Annotated in this window: 18 protein-coding genes; 9 read left to right on the top strand and 9 right to left on the bottom strand. The window is 63.3% G+C overall.

What is annotated here, in order from left to right; translation table 11 throughout:
* Positions 1 to 287: 287 nt before the first annotated feature.
* From BN1136_RS08570 to BN1136_RS08530, 9 genes are all read left to right on the top strand, one after another.
* Complete coding sequence (locus tag BN1136_RS08570; RefSeq protein WP_043759494.1) at positions 288 to 1,679, top strand: alkaline phosphatase; 1,392 nt, start codon at positions 288 to 290, stop codon at positions 1,677 to 1,679.
* A gap of 11 nt (positions 1,680 to 1,690) precedes the next feature.
* The gene (locus tag BN1136_RS08565; protein ID WP_052365664.1) at positions 1,691 to 3,082 is read left to right on the top strand and encodes an alkaline phosphatase; all 1,392 of its coding nucleotides are present in this window, start codon (positions 1,691 to 1,693) and stop codon (positions 3,080 to 3,082) included.
* Between the two features lie 51 nt (positions 3,083 to 3,133).
* The gene (locus BN1136_RS08560) at positions 3,134 to 3,817 is read left to right on the top strand and encodes a hypothetical protein (protein WP_043759492.1); all 684 of its coding nucleotides are present in this window, start codon (positions 3,134 to 3,136) and stop codon (positions 3,815 to 3,817) included.
* 80 nt (positions 3,818 to 3,897) lie between these two features.
* Positions 3,898 to 4,632: a substrate-binding periplasmic protein gene (locus tag BN1136_RS08555; protein ID WP_043759489.1), complete on the top strand. Its 735-nt coding sequence runs from the start codon at positions 3,898 to 3,900 to the stop codon at positions 4,630 to 4,632.
* 212 nt (positions 4,633 to 4,844) lie between these two features.
* Positions 4,845 to 5,240 (top strand): nucleoside diphosphate kinase regulator, encoded by a 396-nt coding sequence (gene rnk, locus BN1136_RS08550; protein WP_043759486.1) that lies wholly within the window; start codon positions 4,845 to 4,847, stop codon positions 5,238 to 5,240.
* A 494-nt stretch (positions 5,241 to 5,734) separates the two neighbouring features.
* Complete coding sequence (locus BN1136_RS08545) at positions 5,735 to 6,523, top strand: transporter substrate-binding domain-containing protein (RefSeq protein ID WP_043759484.1); 789 nt, start codon at positions 5,735 to 5,737, stop codon at positions 6,521 to 6,523.
* 98 nt (positions 6,524 to 6,621) lie between these two features.
* Positions 6,622 to 7,566: an amino acid ABC transporter permease gene (locus BN1136_RS08540; RefSeq protein WP_043759603.1), complete on the top strand. Its 945-nt coding sequence runs from the start codon at positions 6,622 to 6,624 to the stop codon at positions 7,564 to 7,566.
* On the top strand, positions 7,550 to 8,293 hold the full coding sequence (locus BN1136_RS08535; protein WP_043759481.1) for an amino acid ABC transporter ATP-binding protein: 744 nt from the start codon (positions 7,550 to 7,552) through the stop codon (positions 8,291 to 8,293). The genes BN1136_RS08540 and BN1136_RS08535 overlap by 17 nt, the downstream gene beginning before the upstream one ends.
* A 290-nt stretch (positions 8,294 to 8,583) precedes the next feature.
* Positions 8,584 to 9,423: a sterol desaturase family protein gene (locus BN1136_RS08530; protein WP_043759601.1), complete on the top strand. Its 840-nt coding sequence runs from the start codon at positions 8,584 to 8,586 to the stop codon at positions 9,421 to 9,423.
* Positions 9,424 to 9,499: 76 nt separating this feature from the next.
* On the opposite strand, the gene BN1136_RS08525 is transcribed toward BN1136_RS08530, so the two are convergent.
* The 9 genes from BN1136_RS08525 to tadA all read right to left on the bottom strand — a co-directional run bounded on the left by BN1136_RS08525 (position 9,500) and on the right by tadA (position 20,589).
* The gene (locus BN1136_RS08525) at positions 9,500 to 10,900 is read right to left on the bottom strand and encodes a basic amino acid/polyamine antiporter (protein ID WP_043759479.1); all 1,401 of its coding nucleotides are present in this window, start codon (positions 10,898 to 10,900) and stop codon (positions 9,500 to 9,502) included.
* A 9-nt stretch (positions 10,901 to 10,909) separates the two neighbouring features.
* The gene (locus BN1136_RS08520; protein ID WP_043759477.1) at positions 10,910 to 11,812 is read right to left on the bottom strand and encodes a homocysteine S-methyltransferase family protein; all 903 of its coding nucleotides are present in this window, start codon (positions 11,810 to 11,812) and stop codon (positions 10,910 to 10,912) included.
* Between the two features lie 292 nt (positions 11,813 to 12,104).
* The gene (locus BN1136_RS08515; protein ID WP_043759473.1) at positions 12,105 to 12,647 is read right to left on the bottom strand and encodes a hypothetical protein; all 543 of its coding nucleotides are present in this window, start codon (positions 12,645 to 12,647) and stop codon (positions 12,105 to 12,107) included.
* A 19-nt stretch (positions 12,648 to 12,666) separates the two neighbouring features.
* Complete coding sequence (locus BN1136_RS08510) at positions 12,667 to 13,986, bottom strand: polyamine export protein PaeA (protein ID WP_043759472.1); 1,320 nt, start codon at positions 13,984 to 13,986, stop codon at positions 12,667 to 12,669.
* Between the two features lie 192 nt (positions 13,987 to 14,178).
* Positions 14,179 to 14,889 carry a phosphate signaling complex protein PhoU gene (gene phoU / locus BN1136_RS08505; protein WP_043759470.1) on the bottom strand — a complete coding sequence of 237 codons (711 nt, stop codon included), beginning with the start codon at positions 14,887 to 14,889 and terminating at the stop codon, positions 14,179 to 14,181.
* A gap of 110 nt (positions 14,890 to 14,999) precedes the next feature.
* The gene (gene pstB / locus BN1136_RS08500) at positions 15,000 to 15,818 is read right to left on the bottom strand and encodes a phosphate ABC transporter ATP-binding protein PstB (protein ID WP_043759467.1); all 819 of its coding nucleotides are present in this window, start codon (positions 15,816 to 15,818) and stop codon (positions 15,000 to 15,002) included.
* Positions 15,819 to 15,989: 171 nt separating this feature from the next.
* Positions 15,990 to 17,639 (bottom strand): phosphate ABC transporter permease PstA, encoded by a 1,650-nt coding sequence (gene pstA, locus BN1136_RS08495; protein WP_043759466.1) that lies wholly within the window; start codon positions 17,637 to 17,639, stop codon positions 15,990 to 15,992.
* A gap of 17 nt (positions 17,640 to 17,656) precedes the next feature.
* On the bottom strand, positions 17,657 to 19,894 hold the full coding sequence (locus BN1136_RS08490) for an ABC transporter permease subunit (RefSeq protein WP_043759461.1): 2,238 nt from the start codon (positions 19,892 to 19,894) through the stop codon (positions 17,657 to 17,659).
* Positions 19,895 to 20,112: 218 nt separating this feature from the next.
* On the bottom strand, positions 20,113 to 20,589 hold the full coding sequence (gene tadA / locus BN1136_RS08485) for a tRNA adenosine(34) deaminase TadA (RefSeq protein WP_043759458.1): 477 nt from the start codon (positions 20,587 to 20,589) through the stop codon (positions 20,113 to 20,115).
* Positions 20,590 to 20,683 lie beyond the last annotated feature (94 nt).

The raw sequence follows: 20,683 nt of genomic DNA, 5'->3' as shown, positions 1-20,683 counted from the left end.
GGGCTGCGGGCGCGTGGTGATGCGCCAGACCGCTGGCACTCATCGCAAGGGGGCGCATTTTACCTGCTGCGGCCCCGATTTGACAGGCCATTCTGGCCGGGTGTTGTCACCCCGGTGGCGGATGCCCGTGGCACCCCCGGGCCGGGAGCGTCCTCACACGACCAGCATAACTCATTGATATAAGATAACATTTACAAGGCACCTTCACCGTATTGTCATCTCTCTTCACTAAAAGTGTCATCTGCCCCCTCTAGGCTGCGCTCAGGTTTCACAAGGAGCGAACCCCAATGAGAAAGATGGCAGGACTTGCAGTGATGATAGGCGCCGCCCTGGCCGCCGGCTGCAACTCCAACAACGACAGCACCACCCCAGAGCCCAGCGCCAGGAACGTGATCTTCTTCCTCGGGGACGGCATGGGCCTCAACACCCTGACCGCCTCCCGCATCTACGGCGTCGGCGAAGAGGGCAGCCTCACCATCGACACCCTGCCCGAGACAGCCTTCATCAAGACCTTCTCCCACGACGCCCAGGTGACCGACTCGGCCCCCTCCATGTCCGCCTACATGACCGGGGTCAAGAGCAACAACGGCGTCATCAGCATGGACAGCAACGCCACCCAGGAGAGCGACTGCAGCCAGAGTGCAGGCAAGCCGGTCACCACACTGCTGGAGCTGGCCAAGGCCGATGGCCGCGGCACCGGCGTCGTCACCACCACCCGGGTGACCCACGCCACCCCGGCCGCCACCTATGCCCACATCTGCAACCGGGATCTGGAGGCCGACATCGCCGCCCAGCTGGTGCCGGGCGGTGCCGGTTACAACAGCGCCCTGAAAGAGGGGCTGGACGTGGTGCTGGGAGGCGGCAGCGGCTTCTTCAAGCCCCTGGCCGACAAGGGCAAGCGAGAAGACGGTCGCAACCTCATCACCGAGATGCAGGCACAAGGCTACCAGTTTGCCAGCACCCTGGATGAGCTGAACCAGGCCGAGACCGGCAAGCCGCTGCTGGGCCTGTTCGGGTCAAGCCACATGAAATACGACCTGGACAGACCCGCCAGCGAGCCGTCCCTGGCCCAGATGACCCTGGCCGCCATCAAGCAGCTCAAGGATAAAGAGAAGGGCTACTTCCTGATGGTGGAAGGGGGGCGCATCGATCACGCCCTGCACGACACCAACGCTAAGCGCGCCCTGCAGGACACCCTCGCCTTCGACGACGCCATCCAGGCCGCCATCGATGAGGTGAAGAAAACGGACCCCGAGCTGAAAAACACCCTGATCGTGGTCACCGCCGACCATGACCACACCCTGGTGCTGAACGGCTACGCCAAGCGTACCGGCAAGACCACGGCAGGCAATCCGGGCGTGCTCGGGTTGGTGAAGAACTACGAGACCGGTGAGCCGAGCAAGGACAGCGATGGCATGCCCTACACCATCATCGGCTTTGGCAATGGCTACAACCGGGTGGACGGTCCACGCAGCAGCGTGGCGCCCCTGGACGACGCCACCGTCTCCGCCGACGACTATCACCAGGAGGTCGTGGTCAAGGTGGGCGAGATAGGCAACGAGACCCACGGCGGTACCGATGTCTTCCTCGGCGCCATCGGCCAGGGAGCGGAGAGCTTCCACGGCTCACTCGACAACACCGCCGTCTTCGGCAAGGTCAAGGCTGCGGCCAAGCTGTAAGGGAATACAGGATGAACATCACCATGAACAAGACGCTGGTCTGCACCGCCCTGCTCGGCACCCTTTACGGGACGCTGGGCGGCCTCTCCCAGGCGCACGCCGCCGATGCCAGGAACGTGATCCTCTTCATCGGCGACGGCATGGGCCCCACCGTGCTCACTGCCACCCGCCTCTACAAGGTGGGAGAAGAGGGAGATCTCGAGATGATGCAGCTGGCGCGCAGCGCCCGCATCAAGACCTTCTCCCACGATGCCCAGACCACGGACTCCGCCCCCTCCATGGCGGCCTACACCACGGGCGTCAAGATGAACAACGAGGTGATCGCCATGAGCAGCGACACCAGGGCCGTGGCACCGTCCAAGGATGCCAACGGCAACAAGGGCATCAACAACTGCACCAGCGACAACGGCACCCCGGTGCCGACCATCCTCGAGCTGGCCAAGGCGGCGGGCAAGTCGGTGGGGGCCGTCACCACCACCGAGCTGACCCACGCCACCCCGGCCGCCACCTATTCCCACATCTGCCACCGGGATGCAGCCTACGCCATCGCCGAGCAGGCGGTGCCGGGCGGTGCCGGTTTCAACACCGCGCTGGGGGACGGGGTGGACGTGCTGATGGGGGGCGGTGCCAACCACTGGACGCCCTACAGCGCCAGCAACAAGGGCGGCCGGGCCGACGGCCGGGATCTGACCGCCGAGCTGAGCGCCCAGGGGTACAGCTATGTCACCACCAGGAGCGATCTCGCCAAGGTCGAGAGCGGCAAGGTGCTGGGCCTGTTCAGCGCCAAGTCCCACCTCGACTACGAGCTGGACCGGGTTGCCAAGGGGGCGGCCAGCAGCCAGCCGTCCCTCTCCGAGATGACCGCCAAGGCGATCGATCTGCTCAGCCAGAACAGTCAGGGCTACTTCCTGATGGTGGAAGGGGGTCGCATCGACCACGCCCTGCACGCCACCAACGCCAAACGGTCGCTCACCGATGCGGTGGCACTGGACGAGGCGGTCAAGACGGCGCTGGGCAAGGTGGACTTGAGCGATACCCTGATCGTGGTCACCGCCGACCACGACCACACCATGACCATCAACGGCTACGCCGCCAAGGGCAACCCTGTGCTGGATCTGGTCAAGAACGGTGACGGCTCCACCCAGAACGACGTCGATGGCAAGCCCTTCACCACGCTAGTGTTCGGCAACGGTCCGAACCGCCAGGATCAGCGCCCCACCCTCACCAGCGAGCAGGTGATGGGGGATGACTACCTGCAGGAGACCGGGGTCAAGCTGGGTTCCGAGACCCATGGCGGCGGCGACGTCATGCTGTTTGCGGACGGTGCCGGCAGCGGACGCTTCAAGGGGACGCTGGACAACACCAAGGTGTTCGGCAAGCTCAGGGAGGCGCTCGGCCTGTGAGCGAGGGAGGCCCGGCCTGCGCCGGGCCTCTTCGCCATCGAGCGATGAACCATGAGACGAACCTTACTTCCGCTGTGGCTCTTGGGCTGCACCCTCTCCTTCCCCCTCCTGGCCGATGAAGTCCCCGATCTGGCCGCCCGCATCCGCTACGAAGACAGGGTCACCGGCAGCGACGGCATCGCCCGGGAGAACCAGTGGCAGGAGAAGTGGCTGCGGGTCGGCAACCAGGTGTGGAGCCAGCGGCTCATTCCCCTCCCCCTGGCCCGGGCCTATCACGCCACCCATGACGCCCGCCCCGGCCACAAGCACTTCACCCACCAGATGGCAGCGCGCTGGGTCACCCTGGACGAGCAGGGGACACTGCAACTGCGCTACGCCGACGCCTGGCACAGCCAGCTGGTGGAGGTACCGCCGGAGGAGTATGGCCAGGTGGCCTTCAAGCCCGACTGGGATCGCCTGCGCCACCTGGTGGACCCGGCCCTGCTGCAAGGCATGACCCCCCTGGCGGAGGACGCCCCCCCGCAGGCGCGCTGGTTCGAACGCCGGGAAGGCAAGCAGCGTACCCGCATCCTCTGGTCACATCAGTGGCAGATCCCCCTGGTGGTGGAGTCCGCAAGCCTCGACGGCTATCGCAGCTACCGGATGGAGGTGACCCTCAAATCCCTGCCCAAGGCCCTGCCCTGGCAACAGCTGGACGGGTACCAGGCGATGGATCTGCGGGATTTCTTCGACTGAGCCCCTGCCCCGGACGGGCAGGCTGACATTGCGTAACGGGATGTTACACTCTTGAGTACTCATCCCGGATCCTGTCTCCCATGCGCCTCGTCACCCTGCTCCTGCTGCTCTGCCACACGCTCTTCACCTCCCTCCCGGCCCGGGCCGTGGTGGTCGTGGCCGCTGACATCCCTCCCTATGTCATTCGCTCCCAGCAGGGAGCTCCGAGCGGCATGGCCATCGAGGTGCTGGAAGAGGCGGCCCGCCGCCTCGGGGAGACGCTCGAGATCGAGCTGATGCCACTCGCCCGCGCCCTCAGCCAGACCCGCCACCGGCCGGATGTCCTGCTGCTGCCACCCGCCAGGAATCCCCAGCGAGAATCCCAGTTTCTCTGGATTGCCCCCCTGCTGGAGGAGGCCTTCGTGCTGGTCAGCCACCGCAACCATCACTCGGCCCCCCTCACCGTTGCGGATCTGCCCGGCCTTACCGTCGGCGCGATGCGGGGCTCCCATGGCCAGAGTCTGATCCCGCCCCTCGAAGGCGTGACCCAGGAGCTGGTCAGCGAAGAGGTCAACAATGCCAGCAAGCTGGCGCGGGGCCGCATCCAGGGCTGGGCCGTGGCCTGGAATACCGCCCGCTACAACCAGCAGCGGGCTGGCCTGCCCCTCCCGGATCTGGTGCGTGGCCAGACCCTGCAGCGGAGCACCCTCTACCTGGCCGCCAGTCCCCGCTTCTCCCCGAGCGAGGCGATGCGCTGGCGCAGGGTCATCCAGGAAATGCGACAGGATGGTAGCCTCGCTCGCATCCTTTTCCAGTACGATTATCAGGCACCCTGAATTGCCAAAGCCCCCCAGAATGGTTATGGTATCCCCATGAAAGCACTCATGATTTTTTCCAACCTGCTCACACCCCGCTGAGCCCCCGCCCTCGCCCCGCCGCGCGAGTCGCCCGGGGGCATCGCGCTTGCGATCGTGACACACCATCCAACCGATTTCCGACCAGCCTGCCCGCCATGCTGGTCTCGTCAGCCATTGATAAGGAATACCCTATGAAACAACCTCATCTCGTCATCTCCAGCCTGGACCTGGATCGCATCGAACAGCTGCTCGGCAGCCACCCGCAGCACCTGGCCCTGCAGGAGGAGCTGGATCGCGCCGAGATCCGCGAACCCGCCGACATGCCGCCGGACGTGGTGACCATGAACAGCACGGTGCGCTTCAAGATGCAAAACAGCGGCAACGACTTCTGCCTGACCCTGGTCTACCCGAAGGACGTGCAGGGGGACGAGTCGAAGATCTCCGTGCTGGCGCCCGTCGGCAGCGCCCTGCTCGGGCTGAAAGTCGGCGACAGCATCGCCTGGCCGGGCCCGGCCGGTCGCACCATCCAGGTGGAGATCCTGGAAGTGGTCTATCAGCCGGAGCGCGCCGGCGAGCTGCACCGCTGAAGAGGTCGGGCACGCGCCTCCCCGGGAGACGTGTGCCCAGACCCGGTATCAAATCAGAGCCCCTTCCTTTCGTTCTCTCTCACCACAGGCCTGAAGCCCCTTGGGCTGTGGCCAGCTCCTGAGATGTCACTCTGGTGGCAGATCCCTCTCCCCTGCCAGATAACGCTCCTTTCGAAACCGAATTTTTCACCGACACCACCGCCTGAAATTTTGCACTTGAACCGGCGCCATTAGATAGATATGTTGTTTTCGTGTGGTTTTATGAGTCGCCACGAGGGAGAAAAGCGCCCATAACTTATTGAGTCTTCTGGCACAATCAGATTTCGGTACATTTTTCACTCAAGGCGGCATTCATAGAATCTCATATGGGGCTTTTGCCCCGACCAAGACAATAATCCTGTCTTGCCTGCTGCCGGATGCAGCAGTCTCTTGTGCCATGGAGTCGCACGGGAGCAGGTTCAAGGCCGAACACACTTTCGACAGAGACGTCATTTATGATCAAAAAACTCATTCTCTCTACCCTGCTGCTGTGCGGGCTGGCCCATGCTGCTCCCAGCTCCACCCTGGATGCCGTGCTGGAGCGCGGTGTGCTGCGCGTCGGCTTCGACGCCGGTTACCAACCCTTCGAGATGACCAACAAACAGGGCCAGTACATCGGCTTTGACGTGGACCTGGCCAAGATGGTCGCCAAGGAGATGGGCGTGAAGGTGGAGTTCGTCAACACCGCCTGGGACGGCATCATCCCGGCCCTCTTGACTGACAAGTTCGACGTCATCATGGGCGGCATGACGGTCACCCCCCAGCGTAACCTGCGTGTGAACTTCGCCGATCCCTACATCGTCGTCGGCCAGACCATCGTCCTGCGCAAGGACAAGGCGGGCGAGATCAAGTCCTTCAGCGATCTGAACGATCCCAAGTACAAGATCGCGGTCAAGCTCGGCACCACAGGCGAGCAGGCGGTCAAGCGCATGATCCCGAAAGCCACCCTGCTGCAGTTTGAAACCCAGGACGACGCCAAGCTGGAAGTGATCAACGGCAAGGTGGATGCCTTCGTCTACGACCTGCCCTACAACGCCATCTTCGCCTCCCAGAACACCGGCGCCGTGGTGCACCTGGACAAGCCCTTCACCTTCGAGCCGCTGGCCTGGGCCATCCGCAAAGGGGATCAGGACACCCTCAACTGGCTGAACAACTACCTGCGCCAGATCAAGGGCGACGGCAGCTACGACCGTCTGTACAAGAAGTGGTTTGAATCCACCGCCTGGTTGAACCAGCTGAAATAACCTCTCAAGGGGCGGTTCGCCGCCCCTTACCCGCAGACTTCACCACAATAACGACAAGAGAGGTTGTGAACGTGATCAACCCCAAACTCACAAGACAGATGGAAAAACAGCCCAACCTGCTGCTCTGGCACGGCGTCTTCCTGCTGCTGGTGCTGGCCGCCATCTTCGGCATCTACAAGGCCGTGCAGGCGGTGGACTACACCTGGCGCTGGGAGCGTATTCCCCAGTACATCGCCTATCAGGCGGAGCAAAAACACTACGCCGAGTTTGACGGCACCGTGATTGCCGAGAAGGGGCAGCTCTTCCTGCAAGACGATCTCGACCCCAATCGCCGTCAGGCCATTGGCACCGAACATGTCCAGGTAGCCGAAGGGGACACCGTCTTCCTCGGCGATACCCTCGACTCCCAATTCAGCTGGACCGCTGGACCCATCGCCTGGGGCATCTGGGTCACCGTCAAGCTCTCCCTGGTGGCAGGCGTCTTCGCCATCCTGCTCGGCACCCTGGCCGGGCTTGCACGACTCTCACCCAACCCGGCCCTGCGCAACCTGGCCGTGACCTATGTGGAGCTTATTCGCGGCACCCCGCTCCTGGTGCAGATCTTCATCGTCTACTTCTTTATCGGCACTGTACTCAATCTGGATCGCTTCACCGCCGGGGTGGCGGCCCTCGCGGTCTTCACCGGTGCCTACGTGGCCGAAATCGTGCGCGCCGGCATCAGCTCCATCCACAAGGGGCAGATGGAAGCGGGCAGAAGCCTTGGCATGACCTCGGCCCAGACCATGCGCTACGTCATCCTGCCCCAGGCATTCAAGCGGGTACTGCCGCCGCTGGCGGGCCAGTTCATCAACCTCATCAAGGACTCCTCCCTGGTGTCGGTCATCTCCATCACGGATCTCACCAAGGCGGGGCGCGAGGTGGTCAGCTCCACCTTCAGTCCGTTCGAGGTGTGGTTCACCGTGGCCCTGCTCTATCTGGTGCTCACCGGCACTCTCTCCTTCCTGGTGCGTCGTCTGGAGGTGAAATATGCGCGCAGCAACTGATCCCATCATCCGTGCCGCCGGGGTAGAGAAGTTCTACGGCACCGAGGTACACGCCCTGAAGAACGTCAGCACCCAGGTGGCGGAAGGGGAAGTGGTAGTGATCGTGGGCCCGAGCGGCTCGGGCAAGTCCACCTTCCTGCGTACCCTCAACCAGCTCGAGACCATCAACGACGGTGACATCGTCGTCGACGGCATCAGCCTCACCGAACCCGGCGACGTCAACAAGCTGCGGGAGGAGGTGGGCATGGTGTTCCAGTCCTTCAATCTCTTCCCCCATCTGACGGTGCTGGACAACATCTGCCTCGCCCCCCAGAAGGTGCGGGGGCTGTCGCGCAAGGATGCGGAGGACAGAGCCAAGAACCTGCTGCTCAAGGTGGGGCTCTCCAACAAGGCCCAGAGTTACCCCTCCCAGCTTTCGGGCGGTCAACAGCAGCGGGTAGCCATCGCCCGAGCGCTCGCCATGCAGCCGCGCATCATGCTGTTTGACGAGCCCACCAGTGCCCTCGACCCCGAGATGGTGGGGGAAGTGCTGGACGTCATGAAGGGGCTCGCCCGCGAGGGAATGACCATGGTGGTGGTAACCCACGAGATGGGCTTCGCCCGGGAAGTGGCGGATCGGGTGCTCTTCATGGAGAGCGGCGAGCTGCTGGTGGACGAGAAGCCGGCGGATTTCTTCGACAATCCCCCCTCCCCTCGCCTGCGCCAATTCCTGAGCCAGGTGCTATAAGCCTGGTGTTATGACAACCGCTGTGGCTTCGACCATCCAACGCGCCCCCGCCTGCGCCAGTTCCTGAGCCAGGTGTTGTAACCCGCGATGCATAAAAACGAAGAGGGAGCCCATGGCTCCCTCTTTCATGCCTCCCTTCCTCATCCGCACCCGGGCCATCCCCCTGGCCCCTCCCTTGCCGCAGCCTCTCGCCGTCGGGTTGTTCACCACCCGGACGGGACAAGTATGTTAATGAAATTTTAAATTCATCCGGTATGCTGACACCCAACTGGTCCAACCGGATGCCTCACATGGATGTGCAACTGCTCCTGCTCTACCTATCCCCCCTCTTTCTGGCCTTTATCGGCTGGGAGATGCTCTACCTGCGCAAGCATGGCGCCGCCTTTCCCACCGCCGGTTATCAGTGGAAGGATCTCTTCGCCAACGCCACCCTGGCGCTGATGCATCAGGGGGGCGATGCCCTGGCGGCCATCGCCATCGCCTACCTCTACGACGCCCTCTGGGGCTGGCGGCTGCTGGACATAGAGCTGAACGTCTGGAGCCTGTTGCTGCTCTTCCTGCTGCAGGATCTCTGCTACTGGCTGTTCCACTTCGCGAGCCACCATGTGCGCTGGTTGTGGGCCTCCCACGTAGTGCACCATAGCTCGGAGCGGCTCAACCTCTCCACCGCCTTTCGCCAGAGCCTGATGTATCCGGTCTCCGGCATGTGGCTGTTCTGGATCCCCATGATCCTCATCGGTTTCCCGCCCGAGGCCGTGGTCACCACAGTGCTCTTGAGCCTGGGCTTCCAGTTCTTCGTCCACACCCAGGTGGTGGGCAAGCTCGGCTGGCTGGAGTGGATCTTCAACACCCCCTCCCACCACAGGGTGCACCACGCCAGCAACGTCAGATATATCGATCGCAACTTCGCCGGGGTGCTCATCATCTGGGATCGGCTGTTTGGCACCTTCGTGGAGGAAGACCCCGCCGAGCCGTGCCGCTTCGGCATCACCAAGCCCATTCACAGCTTCAACCCCCTCACCCTCACCTTCCACGAGTGGCGCGACATGCTGCAAGAGGCCCGGGGCCTCCCCTGGCGGCAGAAGATCGCCGTGCTATTCGGCAAACCGGCGGGCCCCGCCAGCCGCTGAGCACGCACTGCAGACAACCCGCAGACAAAAAGAGAGCGCCCCTTGGGCGCTCTCTTGCATTGGGTCACCACCTCACTCAAACGTGGGCAAAGGACCAGATGGCGGGAATGAGGCTCAGCAGCGTCACCCCGGCCAGCAACCGCTCACGCCCGCTGAGCTGCTGCCCGGCCCCGAGCTGGCGACGGCTGTAGAGGAACAGCAGCAGACCCGGCCCGTAGAGCAACAAGGAGAGCAGCAGATACTCCACCCCGGCGGCGTAGAGCAGCCAGAGACCATAGCCGCTCGACACCAGCGCCACCGCCCGCATCAGGCCATTGCCCTCCCTGCGCAAGGAGAGCTTGAGCAGGAAGAGACCGATCAGCAGATAGGGCACCAGGATCATGGAGGTGGAGATGAGCAGCAGGTTGGTGTAGCCCTTGCCAAGCAGCCACACCAGCAGCAGACAGCCCTGCACCGTCAGGCTGGTGAGCCAGAGCGAGGCGATGGGGGTGCCGTTGTCGTTCTGGCGCCGGAAGATGGCCGGGAAGGCGCCGTGGCGCGCCGCACTGAACGGCACCTCGGCCGAGAAGAGGGTCCAGCTCACGTAGGAGGCGAGCACCGACACGATGAGGCCGGCGCTGATGAGCAGCTTGCCCCAGGAGCCCGTCATCTGGGCCATCAGTCCCGCCATGGAGGGATTGGGCAGGGCCGCAAGCTCGGGGCGACTCAGGATCCCGAGCGCCAGCACCGAGATGAGCACATAGAGCAGCAGCGCCAGCACCACGCCAAGCACGGTGGCCGTACCCACGTCCCGCCTGTTTCTGGCCCGGGCCGAGAGCACCGCCGCCCCCTCGATGCCGGTGAAGACCCAGAGAGTGATGAGCATGGTGTTGCGCACCTGCTCGGAGACCGGCACCGCCAGGGTGCTCCCCTCCTGATCCGCCGCGAAAGTGACCGGATCGAACCAGTAGCAGGCGAACAGGATGAACAGCAGCAGCGGCAGGCTCTTGGCCAGGGTCGCCACCAGGTTGAACAGGGCCGCCTGCTGCACGCCGCGGGCCACCAGCAGGTGCACCGCCCAGAGGATGCAGGACTCGCCGATGAAGGCCGCCAGGGTATTGCCCTCGCCAAACCAGACCCGCTCCGGGGTGTCGACGAAGCTGCCCAGCGCCGCGAAGGCGATCACCAGATAGCCCACCACGCCGATGGTGGCGCAGAGCCAATAGCCCCAGGCGGAGAAGAAGCCGACCAGCTCGCCGAAACCGACCCGGGCATAGCTGTAGATGCCGCCGTCGAGCTCAGGTTTGAGTCGCGACAGATAGAGGAAACTCGCGGCCAGCGCCAGTATGCCGACCCCGGTCACGGCCCAGCCGATCAGCACGGCGCGGGCCCCCGCTACATCGGCCATGTTCTGGGGCAGGCTGAAGACGCCCGCCCCCACCATGGAGCTGAACACCAGGGCCGTGAGGGACCAGAGCCCGATCTTGCTCTCTTTCATGGGCTCTCCTTAGCGCAGCCGGCTGGCCAGCGCCTCGATGTGTTCCGGGCCGATGCCGCAGCAGCCGCCGATGAGGCTCGCCCCGGCCGCGCGCCAGCGCTCGGCCCAGCCCAGATAATCCAGCGGCCCCAGATCGGTGCGGATCTCGTCCAGCCCGTCGTTGGCGGTCGCCTCCTTGGGCTGGGGCGGGAAGGCGTTGGCATAGGCGCCGAGCCGAACGTCGGTGCGCCCCAGGGCCTGCAGGCCGGCCCCGGCCACCTTGAGCGCCCCCTCAATCACCTCGGGCTGACAGCAGTTGAACAGGATGGCGTTCACCCCGGCCGACGCCAGGGCGACCACGGCATCGGCCACCCGCTCGCCGGAGCGCAGGGTCGGCTCACTGCCCGGCGCCTCGTCTTCCAGGGTGAAGGAGACCCAGAACGGCTTGCCGTCCTGTGGCAGCAGGGCCTTGAGGGCCAGCGGCTCGGCGATGAGGCTCATGGTCTCCGCCAGCCAGAAATCCACTTGGGGGGAAAGCGCCCGGATCAGCGGGGCTGCCAGCTCGCTCACCCTGCTCGCGTCGAACAGGTCGGCGCGGTAGGAACCAAAGAGCGGCGGCAAGGAGCCGGCCACCTGCACGGAGCCCGGCTGCTCGTCGGCCACCTCCCGGGCCAGTTGCCCGGCCAGCGCCGCCAGCCGCTCCCCCTCTGCCGCAAAGCGCGCCTCACCGATATGAAACGGCACCAGCGCATAGCTGTTGGTGGTGATCACCCGGGCGCCGCTCGCCACATAGGCCTGATGCACCTCGCGCACCGTCTCGGGGGCTTCCATCAGCGCCAGTGCCGACCACTCCGGTTGACGGAACGGCGCGCCCCGCCGTGCCAGCTCGCGCCCCATGCCCCCATCCAGTACCCACAAATCCTGCTTGTCCATCTCTGTCTCTCTGCATGTTCCCGTCATGTCGGGTGTTTATTGTGTGAAACCACATTAAGCCATCAAAACATCTAGACGGCTAGAAATCCCAAATATCATGACCCAAAGCAGAGAAAGAGGCAATCGGGGGCTACGAACAAATCCGAGCAAGCTCGGGATGATGGCGGCAAAGGGAGATCTCCCCGACACAGGCATCACCTGGCCAGGCACTGAAACGACAAGAGGCCACCCGAAGGTGGCCTCTTGTGAAACAGGGGATCAAGACGGGCTCGCCCGCCGATGGCTTGGCGACTCAGCGCCCGGCCAGCACCCGCTTGGTCTGCTTGACCCAGTCGGAGACACGACCCTGCTGGGAATACCCCTGCCAGATCTGTTCCCACTGTGCCGGGCTGAGCGGGCGGCCCAACCGGCGCTGTACCCCGGCGTACAGGTAGTCGTGCGCCGTGGTGCGAGCCTGGGCCGAGGTGAGGAACTTGGAGACGGGATCGGTCAGGCGCACGTCCCGCATGCCAAGCAGGGGGTAGTCACTGTGCACCGCCGCCAGCATGGTCTCGCGCATGGCCGACTCGATGTAGCCGCGGGCGAACAGGGCGGTCACCGACTCGAGCGAACCTTGATCCGGACCGTGATACTCCTCGTCGAACACCGGGCTGGGCTCGGCAACGGCGCTTTGCACCACCGCATCGGGATCTGGCTGCGGCACGACCACGGCTGCCTGGGGAGCGGCCGGTTTGGCGACGGGAGTGGCCTTGCGCGGTGCGCTCTGGCTGCAGGCACCGAGTGCCAGGGCGAGCGCCACACAGGCCAGCGCACGGGAATGAGACTGCATCTTCATGATTGCTAACGAGCTCCTTTTACGATTCCTGAACAGGCTTCTCGGCCGACGTGGCCTCTACCCGGGTGACCAGCAGCTGGTCGATCTTGTAACTGTCGATGTCGACCACTTCGAACTTGTAACCGGCGTACTTCACCGAGTCGGTGCGCTTGGGGATCTTGCGCAGCATGTACATGATGAAGCCGGCAATGGTCTCGTAGTTCTGGTTTTCCGGGAACTCCTCGATGTCGAAGGCGCGCATCACGTCGGAGATGGGGGTGACCCCGTCCACCAGCCAGGAGTTCTCGTCCCGCTGCACGATCTGCTCTTCCACCACGTGGGTGGCCCACTCCCCCATGACGGTGCTCATCAGATCGTTCATGGTGACGATCCCCACCACCAGGGCGTACTCGTTCATCACCACGGCAAAATCGCCCCTGTGATTCTTGAAGTACTCCATCGCCTCGTAGAGGTTCAGGGTGTCGGGGATGATGATGACGTTCTGCACCAGGGAGCCGCTGTTGAGATCGATGCTCTGGCCGCCGATGACCCGGATCAGCAGCTCCTTGGAGTCGACGAAGCCCTTGATGCTGTCGAGGTTGTGGTCGCACACCAGGAACTTGTTGTGAGGGTGCTCGGCGATCTTGGCCTTGATGCTCTCCTCCCCCTCCTGCAGGGTGAAGTAGATGAGGCTCTCGCGGGCCGTCATGGCAGAGGTGACGCCAAGGGACTGCAGCTCGAACACGTTCTCGATGAGCTGATGCTCCTCGCGCTGGATGACGCCGGCCTCGGCGCCCGCATCCATCACCGCATAAATATCGTCCGAGGTGATCTCGTCGTTGCGCACCATGGAGATGCGCAGCAGGCGGAACAGGCCGTTGGCCATGCCGTTGAACAGCCACACCAGCGGCATCAGCAGGGTGACGCACAGCAGCATGGGGCGCACCACCACCACGGCGATCCGCTCCGGCATGGTCATCGCCAGGCGCTTGGGCATCAGATCGGCGATGAGGATGAACATGCCGGTGACGAAGACGAAGGAGGCTGCCGAGCTGATTTCACTCAGCCAGGGCCCCTGATAGAACTCGGAGACCAGCTCCTTGATGGCCGGGTTCAGGGCGGACTCGCCCAGGATGCCGCCCAGGATGGCGACGGTATTGAGGCCTATCTGCACCACGGTGAAGAAGTTGCCAGGCTGGGCCTGCAGTGCCAGTACCTTCTCGGCATGGCGGTTGCCCTCGTCAGCCATCACCTGCAACTTGATCTTGCGGGAGGCGGCGAGGGAGATCTCGGAAAGCGAGAAGAACACACTGCCAGCGACCAGCAGCATCAGAAAGAACAAACTATCGGCAAAACTCATGATTAACCTATTGCTACAGCCGCCTTGACACAAGACGGCAAACTGGGCCCGGGAAACCGGACCGTGACTCCATCCGGGACTCACACAGGGGCCATATTCTAGCAGAAAAGCCCTCGTTGGGGGGCGTTATCTTAAGCTGCCCGAAAATGCAATAAAAAAGGCGCTTTACGCGCCTTTTTATTCATGTCGGAATCATTTTTTGCCCAGCAGATCGGTCAACTCATCGGCCTTGGTGTGGCGCACATCCTTGCCCTTGACGTAGTAGACGATGTACTCGCAGATGTGCTGGCAGCGATCGCCGACCCGCTCGATGGCCCGCGCCGCCCACAGGACGTTCAGCACCTGGGGAATGGTACGGGGATCTTCCATCATGTAGGTCATCAGCTCGCGGATGATGGACTCGTACTCCCGGTCCACCTTGTCATCTTCCTTGTAGACCGCCAGCGCCGCCTCCAGATCCATGCGCGCGAAGGCGTCGAGCACGTCATGCAGCATCTTGATGGTGCGACGGCCCATGTTTTCCAGGGACACCAGCGGCGGCTGGGGCTTGTTGGCATTGTCGGTCAGCATGCGGGCGATCTTGTCCGCCACGTCGCCAATGCGCTCCAGATCCGTGATGGTCTTGATGATGGCCATCACCAGGCGCAGGTCGGAGGCGGTGGGCTGACGCTTGGCGATGATGCGGGTGCACTCCTCGTCGATCGCCACTTCCATGGCGTTGACCTTGTGATCGTTGGCCACTATCTTGCGGGCCGCATCCAGATCCTGGCCATGGATGGCGGCGATGGCGTCGGTGAGCTGCTTCTCCACCAGCCCCCCCATCACCAGCACCTGGTTGCGCACGCTCTCGAGCTCGGCATTGAACTGACCGGAGATGTGTTTGTTGAGATTCATATTGTCCATACCAGTAATCCTTGTTGCTCCGAGTATGCCCTAGTCGTTGAACCGACTGCCAATCTGTTTGTTGATGATCATCTTGCTCATCTCAATCACCCCTGTTGCACCAACATGCCTTAGCCGTAACGGCCGGTGATGTAGTCCTCGGTCTTCTTCTTGGCCGGGGTGGTGAAGATGGTGTTGGTGTTCGAGTACTCGATGAGCTCCCCCATGTACATGAAGGCGGTCTGATCAGAGACCCGCGCCGCCTGCTGCATGTTGTGGGTCACGATCACCACGGTGAACTGGCTCTTGAGCTCGTTGATCAGCTCCTCGATGGTGAGGGTGGAGATGGGGTCGAGCGCCGAGGTCGGTTCATCCAGCAGCAGCACTTCCGGCTCGATGGCGATGGCGCGGGCGATCACCAGACGCTGCTGCTGACCACCGGAGAGGCCGAAGGCGTTGTCGTGCAGACGATCCTTCACCTCGTCCCACAGGGCCGCACCGCGCAGGGAGCGCTCGGCCGCCTCGTCCAGGGTACGGCGGTCGTTGATGCCCTGCAGGCGCAGGCCATAGACCACGTTCTCGTAGATGGACTTGGGGAAGGGGTTGGGGCGCTGGAACACCATGCCCACCTGACGGCGCAGGGCGGAGACATCCACGCTCTTGTCGTAGATGTTGTGGCCGTGCAGCTGGATCTCCCCCTCGATGCGGCAGATCTCCACCAGATCGTTCATCCGGTTGATGCAGCGCAGCAGGGTCGATTTCCCACACCCTGAGGGGCCGATAAAGGCAGTGACCTGGCCCTTCGGGATCTTCATGTTGACGTTGAACAGCGCCTGCTTGTTGCCGTAGTACAGGTTGAGATCCTTCACCTCCAGGGCCGTCTGCTCCGGGGTCAGGTTGAGCAGATCGGTGGCGGTGTGCGGGGCCGAGCTCGGTGTTACGTTGATCATCTGTTACCTCAAATTCTCTTGGTGGCGGCGGGCAAGCTCATTGCCCGCGGCCGGAACGCTTGGCTGGCAGGGAAGGCCCCTGCCCGTCTCTGTGGTGGCTGGTCTATCAATGCTCCAGCGACCGGAATTTTTCGCGCCAGTGATTGCGCATGCCCGTCAGGCTCATCGTCATCAATGTTCCAAAGAGCGGAACTTCTCACGCAAGTGGTTGCGGATACCGATGGCCGTCAGGTTGAGGCCCACGATCACCGTCACCAGCAGGAAGGAGGTGGCGTAGACCAGGGGACGCGCCGCCTCGACGTTCGGGCTCTGGAAGCCCACGTCATAGATGTGGAAGCCCAGGTGCATGAACTTGCGCTCCACGTGCAGGTACGGGAAGTTGCCGTCCATCGGCAGGGTCGGGGCCAGCTTCACCACCCCCACCAGCATCAGGGGCGCCACCTCACCGGCCGCACGGGCTATCGCCAGGATGAGGCCGGTCATGATGGCCGGGCTCGCCATGGGCAGCACGATGCGCCACAGGGTCTCGGCCTGGGTGGCGCCCAGCGCCAGCGAACCCTGGCGGATGGTGCTCGGGATCCGGGCCAGCCCCTCTTCGGTGGAGACGATCACCACCGGCAGGGTCAGGATGGCCAGGGTCAGGGCCGACCAGATGACGCCGGGGGAGCCGAAGGTCGGGCTCGGCAGCGCTTCCGGGTAGAAGAGGCGGTCGATGCTGCCCCCCAGGGTATAGACGAAGAAGCCCAGGCCAAACACGCCGTACACGATGGAGGGCACGCCAGCCAGGTTGATCACCGCAATGCGGATGATCTTGGTCAGGCTGTTCTTGCCTGCGTACTCGTGCAGGTAGACCGCCGCCACCACGCCGAGGGGGGTCACGATGATCGCCATCAGGATCACCATGAAGACGGTGCCGAAGATGGCCGGGAACACCCCACCCTCCGTATTGGCCTCGCGGGGATCGTCGGTGACAAACTTGGCCGTCTGGTGGAACCAGTGACCCACCTTGGCCATCAGGCTCATGTCGTTGGGCCAGACCACGTCCAGCACCCGGGACATGGGCATGGTCACCAGCTCGCCGCGCATGTCCTTGACGGTGATGCTGTCTCTGTCCGCCTGGCTGCGCAGGGAGAAGAGCTCCTTCTCCAGCACCTGATAGCGATCGTTCAGGGCCTGACGCTCGCTCGCCAGCTCGGCTTTCAGCTGATCGGTCAGCTTGTCGTCCAGCTCCGCCTTGCGCTCTTTGAGGCGCAGCCGCTCAAGCTGGTAGTTGATGCTGCCGATGTCCCCTTTCTGCAGGTCGTTGGCCTGGCTCGACAGGGCATTGGCCCGGGCCAGCACCCGCAGCAGGGCGGGATGCAGATCCGTGGTGACCTCGCGACCGTCTTCCTTCACCGAGGTGATGTAGCCGTAGAAGTTGCCGTTGGTGGCACGCTCCACCATGGCGAGCTCGGCCGGCTGGGTGCGCGACTTGATGTCGGTCTCCAGCACCCAGCGGAAGTCCAGATCGACGAACTCACGGTTGCCGGTCTTGACCAGATAGCGGGTCAGCTCCTCGCGCTCTTCCCCTTTCAGGGCCAGCCCGGAGGCGCGCAGCCGCTCCACCGGCACCAGCTCGCGATCGTTGATCTCGCCGATGAGCACGCTCTTGTTGCCGCTCTCGTCTTCCAGCTGCCACTCATAGATGGGGTGCGGCCAGAAGTAGACCAGACCACGCCAGCCGATGAGCAACAACAAACCCAGTACGGCCACCAGACTCAGGCTGACGGCGCCCCCCGTCATCCAGATCCAGGGGGCCCCCGATTTAAACCACTTACCCATTGTCGATTCCTTAGTCCTTACAGAGAGCTGTACTTTTCACGCAACCGCTGACGGATGAACTCGGCCAGGGTATTGAACAAGAAGGTGAACACAAACAGCACGAAGGCGGCGAGGAAGAGCACCCGGTAGTGGGAGCTGCCCACTTCCGATTCCGGCATCTCCACCGCGATGTTGGCCGCCAGGGTCCGTAGCCCCTGGAACATGGAGAAGTCCATGATGGGGGTGTTGCCGGTGGCCATCAGTACGATCATGGTCTCGCCCACGGCGCGGCCAAGACCCATCATCACCGCCGAGAAGATGCCCGGGCTCGCGGTGAGGATCACCACCCGGCTCAGGGTCTGCCACGGGGTGGCGCCCAGCGCCAGGGAGCCCTGGGTCAGGTGCTTGGGTACCGAGAAGACGGCGTCTTCGGCGATGGAGAAGATGGTGGGGATGACCGCAAAGCCCATGGCGATGCCGACCACCAGGGAGTTGCGCTGGTCAAACTTGATGCCCATCTCGTGGGTCAGCCAGATGCGGGAATCACCGTGCATGAAGGCGTTCTCGATGATGGGACTCAGGGCAAAGGCCCCCCATCCGATGACCAGCAGCACCGGGATGAGCAGGATGGCGTGCCAACCCTCCGGCAGCCAGGTACGGCCACGCTCCGGCAGATAGTTCCAGACCAGCGCCGTCAGCAGCATGCCCATGGGCAGCAGGATCAGCAGCAGGATCACCCCGGGCAGGGCCCCCTCGATGATGGGGGCGAGCCACAGACCGGCCAGGAAGCCCAGGATGACGGTCGGCAGCGCCGCCATGATCTCCACCGTCGGCTTGACGTATTTGCGCAGCCCCGCCGACATGAAGTAGGCGGTGTAGATGGCGCCGGCGACGCCGAGGGGCACCGCGAACACCATGGCGTAGAAGGAGGCCTTGAGGGTACCGAATACCAGGGGTACCAGGCTCAGCTTGGCTTCGAAGTCGTTGCTGGCGGAGGTGGACTGCCACACGTACTGGGGCTCGGGGTAGCCTTCATACCACACCTGTTGCCACAGGGCGGACCAGGTCACCTCGGGGTGATCGTTCTCCACATCGAAGACCTTGAAGAGATCCCCCTGCTGGGTCAGCAACAGGTTATGGCGCGGCGAAATGGCCAGGGCGGATAGTTCGCCCCCGTCCATCTTCTCGCTCAGCAGCTTGCTCTCGCCGGTCGCGTGGAAGAAGTTGATGCCCCCCTGCTTGTCCGCACTGATGAAGCCCTTGCGAAAATGCTCCGGCGTCAGCAGATCGACGACGCCGTCGCTCTTGAAGTCACGGATCTGGGTGAACTGGCGCTTGCCCTCTTTGGCCACCTCGAACCATTGGGAGATGACGCCGTTGTCGTTGCCCACCAGCAACGAGGAGGCGCCGGAGAGCAGCTCGATCCGGGTCACGTTCGCATTGGGGGCGTTGATCTCCAGCACGTCGCGCAGGGAGATGTCGCTCAGGTTGTGGATGTCATAGACGGAGAGGCGATTGCCCTCGCGCACGAACAGGATGCGCAGGTTGGGGGTCAGCAGCATCTGATCCACGTGGCGCGGCAGGGAGGGAATGGTGTAGTTCTCGCTGCTCCACTCGATCTCGCCGGAGATGAAGTTCTCCTCGCCGCTCATGACCATCAGCACGCCACGGCCATCCTCGGTCACGGCGGCAGTGGCCATCTTCTCCTTGGTGGCCTCGAAGACCATGCGCGTCAGCGCCTTGCCCTCGGGATCGATCACCACCGGCTCTTCGCCGAGGGGATATTGCAGGCTGGGTTCGATGACGCGCACGTCGTTCGGATAGGAGACCTTGAACGCCGGTTGTGCCACCTGCGCCTTGCCATCGGCAAAGCCATAGGCGATGAGCTTCTGGCCCGGTGCCGGCGGTGCCACCGTGGTGATCTCACCGGGGATTTGCGCGTCGCCTATCACCTGACCCACCTTGATGTTGCCATCCGGCTGAACGGCAAAGAATTTCACCTTGCCCTGGTCGCTGAAGCGATAGCCTATCTCGTTCTGCTCCTCGACGCCGAGCCAGGCGGTCTTGCCCTGGACAGGCAGCGTGAAGGAGGAGGTGCTCTCCATGCTGGCGCCATTGAAGATGGGTTTCACCACATAGAGCAGATAGAAGAAGATAAGCAGCAGCGCCACCAGCACCAGGGCTCCCCCTGTGGTAACGCCGTATTTGGCCAACTTATCCTTGATCCGGCGTTTTTTACTACCCGCCATGACCAGGTTTAACGATTCCGATGACATGCAAGACCTCAATGTGAGCTAGGCTTCGCGGCATTATATGGCGGTTGCATGACAGTTTTGTTACATCGAAACGTTAGAAATCCACTCCCGTGCAAACCCGGAAAACCGGCGGAAAACCCCGCGTCGTCGGCCAGCACGTCCGGCCGAAAGGGAACATCCGAAGACCTTATCTGGGGAGATATAAAGAAGGGAAAACGGGGCGGGCACCCCCGTTTGCATCAGGAGGAAGCGGGTTGCCTTGCGGCCAGCTTCGCCGCCTTCTTCTCGGCGCGGCGCCGCTTGAAGAAATCCGACAGCTGGGCCGAGCAGACCTCTGCCAGCACGCCACCTGTCAACGCCACGCTGTGATTGTGGCGGGGGTCCATCAGGATATCGAACACCGACCCCGCCGCCCCCGTCTTGAGATCCCGGGCCCCGTAGACCACCCGTTTGACCCGGCTGTGGATGAGGGCACCGGCGCACATGCAGCAGGGCTCCAGGGTCACATAGAGGGTGGTGTCGAGCAGCCGGTAGTTTTCCAGCTGGGCACCCGCGGCGCGCAGTGCCATGATCTCCGCATGGGCGCAGGCATCGTGGTCGCTGATGGAACGGTTCCATCCCTCCCCCAGGATCTCGTCACCCAGCACCAGCACGGCGCCGACCGGGATCTCGCCGATCCCTTCCGCCCGGGCGGCCAGGGCCATGGCATGGCGCATCCAGCGTTCGTCCTGTGCCTGTAGCAACGCCTCTGGGCTCTCTTGTGCTGGCTCCACGCCCGCTCCTCTCGTCTGTCTGCATTCATTTAATGTT

Origin of the sequence: Aeromonas taiwanensis (genome assembly GCF_000820165.1) — a bacterium.
Taxonomy (GTDB): Bacteria; Pseudomonadota; Gammaproteobacteria; order Enterobacterales; family Aeromonadaceae; genus Aeromonas; species Aeromonas taiwanensis.
Note: the sequence above shows the minus strand (reverse complement) of the source record. Positions and strands in the feature narration are given on the sequence as shown.